The organism is Pseudomonas sp. P7758 (assembly GCF_013386485.1).
GTDB lineage: Bacteria > Pseudomonadota > Gammaproteobacteria > Pseudomonadales > Pseudomonadaceae > Aquipseudomonas.
On record NZ_JACARS010000169.1, the window covers coordinates 1 to 7,071 of the forward strand.

A 7,071-nucleotide genomic window follows, 5' to 3' on the forward strand; every position below is an offset into this window, starting at 1 on the left:
TGTGGCGAGGGGGCTTGTCCCCCGTTGGGCTGCGAAGCGGCCCCAGAAAAAGCGGGAGCGCTTCGCACTCCAACGGGGGACAAGCCCCCTCGCCACAACAGCATCCTTGCCACGAGACCCGTGTCAGGGTTTGGGGATCAACAATTCCCGCGTCCCGTCCTCGCGCTCAATCACCTCCCCCGGCAATTTCAAGCGCTGGTCATCCAGGTAGCGATAGTCCTGTCGCGCCGCCGCCAGTTGTCCCAGGTCCAGTTCAACGCTGAACTGCCCTTCCCCGCGCCCGGCTTCAAACAGCAAGCTGCCGAACGGATCGACCAGCGCACTGCCACCGGCGAACATCAGGCCGTCGTCGCCCTCTTCCACTCGGTTGACCATCAGCGCGAACGCCTGGTTTTCCTGGGCGCGGGCCATGATCGCAGTGCGGTGGGTGGGGCCGTACGGGTCCATGTTGCCGTTGGTGACGATCAACACTTCAGCGCCCAACTGCGCCAGGGCCCGGGCGGTTTCCGGGAATTCGATGTCGTAGCAGATCAACAGGCCAACTCGCACGCCGTTCCACACGCAGGTGGCGTAGCGGTCACCCGGGGTGAAGACGCCGCGGTCCGAGGCCCACAGGTGGGTCTTGCGATAGCGCAGGGCGATGCCGTCCGGGGTGATCATCAAGGTGGTGTTATAGAATTGGCCCGCGTCGCTCTCGGCCATGCCGATCACCACGGCGATGTTGCGCGCGCGGGCGGCCTGAATAATCGCCTGCACGGTCGGGCCGTCCACTGGTTCGGCGACGTCCGCCACAGTGCCGGCGGTCGGGAAGCCCATCAGGTGGGTTTCCGGGAATACGACCAATTGGGTATCCGCCGCACACGCAGCAATTGCCGCCAACGCGCGCTCAAGGTTGTAAGCTGTGCCGTTATCGCGGCCTGCCAGCTGGGCAAATTCGACCTTCATGGTTATTCCTTGTTCTTTATCTGTGGCGCAGTATGCGCAGCCGCGAACACTCGGGAAATCACGCAGCCGGGTTAACCCTATGGGGGTAGATGCATGACATTGTCGCTGGAAGACATCGCCTGGCACCGTTCGGTGGGGCAGATGATAGACGCCCTGGACCAGCCGAATTTCTGGACGCAGCTTGTCCGGTTGCTGGACCAATATGTGCCGTTCGACAGTTGGGTGGTGTTGCTGTTCAGCAGCGAGCACAAACCCCTGGTGTTCGCCGAATGCCCGGGCCAGGACGGCGAACCCGACCATCTGTTCCAGGATTACCTCAACGGTTTATACCTGCTCGATCCCTTCTACATCGCCAGCCGCGAACACTCGCGCACCGGACTGTTTCGCCTGGCCGAAGTGGCCCCGGAGCATTTCGAGCTGACCGAGTATTACCAGCGCTACTTCCGGTTGAACGTGGTGGCCGATGAAATCCAGTTCAACTGCCAGCAACCGGACGGGCGAACCCTGTGCCTGTCCCTGGGCTCCAAACAGCGCTTTGACCCACAGCAGATTGCCCTGCTGTCGCTGATTCAACCGTGGGTACTGGGCTTGCTGCGCCAGCGCCTGCCCCATGAACTCAACCAGGTGAGCGCTCCGGAGCAGCCGATCCACAACGATGGCTGGGGCGCGCAACTCACCGCGCGGGAGCTGGATGTGGGCCGTTTGATGCTCAGTGGTTGCTCCAGCAAGGAAATCGCTCGTAAGCTGGAAATCTCTGTTGAAACCGTGAAAGTCCATAAGAAACACATGTACAGCAAGCTAGGGATCAAATCCCAGTCGGAGCTGTTCTCGATTTTTCTGCAGGCGCAAAACGCCTGATCGAGCCCTGTAGGAGCGAGCTTGCTCGCGAAAAACGTCAATGCACCGCGGTCATCCAGACAACCGCGCTATCGTTAACGACCTTCGCGAGCAAGAACTAGGCGTCCCCCTCGCTCCTACAGGATAAAAACTAAGGAACCCTGTATGAGCCTGTCCTTGTTAAGCCGTTACGCGTTCTTTGCCGTCTGCGTCATTTTCACCCTCGCCAGCATGCCGTTTATCGAACACGAATGGCTGTGGCCGATCGCCGTGGTCACCGGCATCCTTAGCCTGATCGGCATTTTCGACCTGCTGCAAAGCCCCCACGCGGTGCGCCGCAACTACCCGATCCTGGGCAATATCCGTTACCTGGTGGAAGGCATCCGTCCGGAAATCCGCCAGTACCTGCTGGAATCCGACAGCGACGCCCTGCCCTTCTCCCGGGCCCAGCGCTCGCTGGTCTACTCCCGCGCCAAGAATGAAAGTGCCGACAAACCCTTCGGCACGCTGATCGACGTGTACCAGTCGGGCTTTGAGTTTATCGGCCACTCCATGCGCCCCGCGCCGCTGAGCGACCCCAGCGCGTTTCGCGTGATCGTCGGCGGCCCGCAATGCAAGCAGCCCTACTCGGCCTCGGTGTTCAATATCTCGGCCATGAGCTTCGGTTCGCTGAGCGCCAACGCGATTCGCGCGCTCAACCAGGGGGCCAAGCTCGGCAACTTCGCCCATGACACCGGTGAAGGCAGCATCAGCCCCTATCACCGGGAAAACGGCGGCGACCTGACCTGGGAGCTCGGCAGCGGCTACTTCGGCTGCCGCACCAGCGCCGGCCTTTTCGACCCGGAACGCTTTGCCGTGCAGGCGCAGAACCCGCAAGTGCGGATGATCGAAATCAAGATGAGCCAGGGCGCCAAACCGGGCCACGGCGGGATCCTGCCCAAGCACAAGGTCACCCAGGAAATCGCCGACACCCGCGGCATCATGATGGGCGAGGACTGCATCTCGCCGTCGCGCCACAGCGCGTTTTCCACTCCCATCGAAATGATGCACTTCATCGCCCAGCTGCGTGAACTGTCGGGCGGCAAACCGGTGGGCTTCAAGTTCTGCCTGGGCCACCCGTGGGAATTCATGGGCATCGCCAAGGCCATGCTCGAAACCGGCATCCTCCCGGACTTTATCGTGGTGGACGGCAAGGAAGGCGGCACCGGCGCCGCGCCGGTGGAGTTCACCGACCACATCGGCGTGCCCCTGCGTGAAGGCTTGCTGTTCGTGCACAACACCCTGGTGGGCTTGAACCTGCGGGACAAGATCAAGCTCGGCGCCAGCGGCAAGATCGTCAGCGCGTTCGACATCGCCAGCGTCCTGGCCATCGGTGCCGACTGGGCCAACTCGGCGCGGGGCTTCATGTTCGCCATCGGCTGTATCCAGTCGCAAAGCTGCCACACCAACAAATGCCCCACCGGAGTGGCCACCCAGGACCCGTTGCGCCAGCGCGCACTGGTGGTGCCGGACAAGGCCCAGCGCGTGTTCAACTTCCACCGCAACACGTTGAAGGCCCTGGCAGAAATGCTCGCTGCCGCCGGTCTCGACCACCCTTCACAACTGTCGGCCAAGCACCTGGTGCGGCGCATGTCGGCCACCGAGATCAAGCTGTTCTCGCAGTTGCATGTATTCCTGAAACCTGGCGAATTGCTCACCGGCGAAGTGAACGGCGAGTTTTATTCGCGCATGTGGCAGATGGCACGGGCCGATAGTTTTGAGCCGAATGAAATCGCCGCGGCCTGAGCCCGCACTGAACAACCCCGCTGAACCGGACCACCGAACGGCATCGTTGAAACAAGGAGCTTCACCATGCCGTTACTCGACTTCACCGCCCTTGCCGCCCAACTGCCGGACACCTGGAAATCCACCCGCGTGGGCCAGGTCGGCCCGGCGCGGATCAAGGTGCTGCGCATGGATGCACAGGCTTATGAAGAAGAAACCCACGACTACAACGAAGGGCTGTTGGTGATCGACGGCCTTTTGCGCCTGTCTATTGGCGAGGAGGCCATCGACGTCGGCGCCGGTCAGATGTACCTGGTTGAAGCCGGCATCGCCCACGCGGTACTCGCCGGCAGCCAAGGCACGCTGGTGATCATCGACGTTTAAACAAAGCGATGAGACATTCAGCAAAAAACTCAGCTTTGCAATTGCTTACAAATACCGCCAACCTGCGCCCGCCCGACGTACGGCTCGACTGAAGCCGTCGTCCACTTGTCATTACTAAACCCCTTGTTCAAGAGCCCGCTGCCATGTTGAACGGACGCGACCCGCGCATCGATTTTTTTCGGGGCCTGGCGTTGATCTTTATTTTCTGGGATCACGTGCCCCACAACCCTCTGGGCCAGATCACCTTGCGCAACTTCGGTTTCAGCGACGCGGCGGAAGTCTTCGTGTTCCTGGCCGGTTATGCGGCCGTGCTGGCCTACGGCAAGATCCTGCAGCGCGACGGTTATCTGATCGCCTGCGTGAAGATCTGGCGGCGCACCTGGGTGCTGTACGTGGTGCACATCTTCCTGCTGGCGATGCTGATGGGCATCGTGTTCTTCGCCAACAGCCATGTGGAAACCCGCGACCTCGTTGAAGAGATGGGCCTGACGCACTTCGTCACTCATCCCCAGCAAGCCCTGGTGGATGAACTGCTGTTGCGCTTCAAACCCAACCTGATGGACCCGTTGCCGCTGTACATCGTGCTGCTGGGTTGCCTGCCGCTGGTGTTGCCGTTGCTGTTGCGCAAGACCTGGGCGGTGGTGGCTGTTTCGCTGGCGGTGTACTTGCTGGCGCCGCACCTGGGCTGGAACCTGGCGGCGATTGCCGACGGCGTGTGGTACTTCAACCCGGTGACCTGGCAGTTGCTGTTTGTGCTGGGCGGCGCGGCGGCGATTCATGCCGGGCAACCCCGCCCTGTCGAGACTCGGCGCCTGTTGCGTCAGCCATTGTTCGTCGCTGCGGCGGTGTATGCGCTGGTGGCGGGGGTTCTCACGCTCTCGTGGCGCTGGCCGGAAATCCACGACGCGCTGATGCCGTCGGCGCTCAGTGACCTGCTGTACCCCATCAGCAAGACCGACCTGTCGCCCGTGCGTTTGCTGCACTTCCTGGCCCTGGCCTATGTCACCGCCAAGCTGCTGCCTGGCCGCGAATGGACGCAGAACTGGCTGGCCCGACAAACCTGCCGTATGGGGCGCTACTCCCTGGAAGTGTTCTGCCTGGGGGTGCTGCTGGCGCCACTGGCAGACATGATCAATGCGATCACCGGCGATGCCTTCGCCATGCAGATTTTCACCGCACTGGTAGGCGCCGGGTTGATGGCGTTGCTGGGGGCCTGGCTGGACTTGAACAAGCGGCTCACGCAACCGGCGCGCGTTGCCACCGCCTGAAAAACAAAAAGCCCCGTAAGGGGCTTTTTGTTGAGCGCAGGAAACTCAGCTCGCGGTGCGTGCCGCCGCTTGAGTCGGCTGCAACTTGAACACGTAGAACAACACCGTCAGCAGCACCAGGAACACCGGCCCCACGTAGAGCGCCACACGGGTGTCCGGGAAGTACGCCATCAGGCCCACCACCAGCACCAGGAACGCCAAGGCCAGATAGGAGCTGACCGGGTACAGCCACATGCGGTATTTAAGGCCGTCACGTTCGGCCTGGGTCAGGCTCTTGCGGAACTTGAGCTGGGCCAGGAGGATCATCAGCCAGGTCCAGATCGCGCCGAAGGTGGCGATGGAAGTGACCCAGACGAAGACTTTTTCCGGAACCATGTAGTTGAGCAGCACGCCCAGCAACAGCACGAAGATCGACAGCAGCAGCGCCTTGCGCGGCACGCCGTTGCTTGAGGTGGTACCGAACGTGGCCGGGGCCTGGCCGTTCTGCGCCAGGCTGTAGAGCATGCGCCCGGTGCTGAAGATACCGCCGTTGCACGACGACAACGCTGCGGTGATCACCACGAAGTTGATGATGCCGGCGGCGGTCTTGATACCCAGGCGCTCGAAGGTCATCACGAACGGGCTGCCCTGGGTGCCGATTTCGTTCCACGGGTAGATCGACAGGATCACGAACAACGCACCGACGTAGAACAGCAGGATGCGCCAGAACACCGAGCCGATGGCACTCGGGATGGTCTTCTGCGGGTTCTTCGCTTCACCGGCGGTGAGGCCGATCATCTCCACGCCCAGGTAGGCGAACATCACCATCTGCAGGGACATCAACACACCCTGCACGCCATTGGGCATAAAGCCGCCGTGGGTCCACAGGTTGGAAATGCCCAGGGCCACGCCATCGTTGCCAAAGCCGAACGCGATGATGCCGACGCCGCCGATCACCATGGCGATGATGGTGACGATCTTGATCAGCGCGAACCAGAACTCGAACTCACCGAAGGCCTTGACCGCGATCAGGTTGATGGTGCCCATGCTGATCAGTGCTGCCAGGGCCCAGATCCAGCGGGGTGTATCGGGGAACCACACGCCCATGTACACGGCGACGGCCGTGATTTCTGCCACGCAGGTCACCAGCCACAGGAACCAATAGTTCCAGCCGGTGAGAAAGCCCGCCAGCGGGCCGAGGTAATCCTGGGCGTAGCGGCTGAACGAACCGGCCACCGGGTTGTGCACGGCCATCTCGCCGAGGGCGCGCATGATCACCAGGATCGCCAGGCCGCCGATGATGTACGACAGCATGATCGCCGGGCCGGCCATTTCAATGGCCTTGGCCGAGCCTAGGAACAGGCCGACGCCGATGCATGCACCGAGGGCCATCAGGCGAATATGCCGTTCGCCGAGTTCGCGTTTCAGCGGACCGCCCTGAGCGGTCTCGCCGTGGGGCAGATGATTGCCAGCTGGCATAGGGATACAACCTCGTCTTGTTATTGGATATGAGCCACCGAGTCCGGGGCGTCATGGCGGGTCTGCCATGGCGTACCGTTGCCGGATCACCTTTTGGGTAAAACGGTCTGGCCGGGCCAGATCAGCGGGGGTGCAGTATAAAAAGCTAAACCCAGGGGTTTTCACTCTATAAACGGCAAGATTCAGCGGGAACTCTCGGTAAAGGCGCCTTTTGCGGAGGAGCATCACCTGGTTAGCGTAGGAATCATCGCCACCAAACGGCGGCGAGTATTGCACGGTAATGGTGCAGCGTCATGCCCCTACCTTTGGCGGGTTTACGGGTGGGGGAGGCTCTAGCTCGACGGTTTGGGGTTATGTGGCGGGGTTATCTGTAACGAGCGGGCTTGTCTGTGGCGAGGGGCTTGTCTGTGGCGAG

The 7,071-nt window shown here is 61.7% G+C and carries 6 protein-coding genes; 4 read left to right on the forward strand and 2 right to left on the reverse strand.

Features of this window, described 5'->3' with window-relative positions; genetic code table 11:
* Positions 1-123 precede the first annotated feature (123 nt).
* Positions 124-945, reverse strand: coding sequence for a carbon-nitrogen hydrolase family protein (locus HX873_RS28805; protein WP_008435543.1), 822 nt, complete (start codon positions 943-945; stop codon positions 124-126).
* Between the two features lie 93 nt (positions 946-1,038).
* Here HX873_RS28805 and HX873_RS28810 point away from each other — a divergent pair, with 93 nt between their 5' ends.
* The 4 genes from HX873_RS28810 (at position 1,039) to HX873_RS28825 (ending at position 5,198) form a co-directional block, all read left to right on the forward strand.
* Positions 1,039-1,803, forward strand: coding sequence for a LuxR C-terminal-related transcriptional regulator (locus HX873_RS28810; RefSeq protein WP_003216446.1), 765 nt, complete (start codon positions 1,039-1,041; stop codon positions 1,801-1,803).
* A 144-nt stretch (positions 1,804-1,947) separates the two neighbouring features.
* Entirely contained in the window at positions 1,948-3,567 is a 1,620-nt protein-coding gene (locus HX873_RS28815; protein ID WP_003216444.1) for an FMN-binding glutamate synthase family protein, read from the forward strand.
* A 66-nt stretch (positions 3,568-3,633) separates the two neighbouring features.
* Positions 3,634-3,930, forward strand: coding sequence for a cupin domain-containing protein (locus HX873_RS28820; RefSeq protein WP_003216439.1), 297 nt, complete (start codon positions 3,634-3,636; stop codon positions 3,928-3,930).
* Between the two features lie 143 nt (positions 3,931-4,073).
* Positions 4,074-5,198: an OpgC family protein gene (locus tag HX873_RS28825; RefSeq protein ID WP_102606052.1), complete on the forward strand. Its 1,125-nt coding sequence runs from the start codon at positions 4,074-4,076 to the stop codon at positions 5,196-5,198.
* A gap of 45 nt (positions 5,199-5,243) precedes the next feature.
* On the opposite strand, the gene HX873_RS28830 is transcribed toward HX873_RS28825, so the two are convergent.
* Complete coding sequence (locus HX873_RS28830) at positions 5,244-6,656, reverse strand: amino acid permease (protein ID WP_003216436.1); 1,413 nt, start codon at positions 6,654-6,656, stop codon at positions 5,244-5,246.
* Positions 6,657-7,071: the final 415 nt, after the last annotated feature.

Bases quoted from the DNA above. Each gene is read 5' to 3' on its own strand.
- HX873_RS28810 (WP_003216446.1), top strand. From the start codon at position 1,039: ATGACATTGTCGCTGGAAGACATCGCCTGGCACCGTTCGGTGGGGCAG.
- HX873_RS28825 (WP_102606052.1), top strand. From the start codon at position 4,074: ATGTTGAACGGACGCGACCCGCGCATCGATTTTTTTCGGGGCCTGGCG.
- HX873_RS28830 (WP_003216436.1), bottom strand. From the start codon at position 6,656: ATGCCAGCTGGCAATCATCTGCCCCACGGCGAGACCGCTCAGGGCGGT.
- HX873_RS28805 (WP_008435543.1), bottom strand. From the start codon at position 945: ATGAAGGTCGAATTTGCCCAGCTGGCAGGCCGCGATAACGGCACAGCT.
- HX873_RS28815 (WP_003216444.1), top strand. From the start codon at position 1,948: ATGAGCCTGTCCTTGTTAAGCCGTTACGCGTTCTTTGCCGTCTGCGTC.
- HX873_RS28820 (WP_003216439.1), top strand. From the start codon at position 3,634: ATGCCGTTACTCGACTTCACCGCCCTTGCCGCCCAACTGCCGGACACC.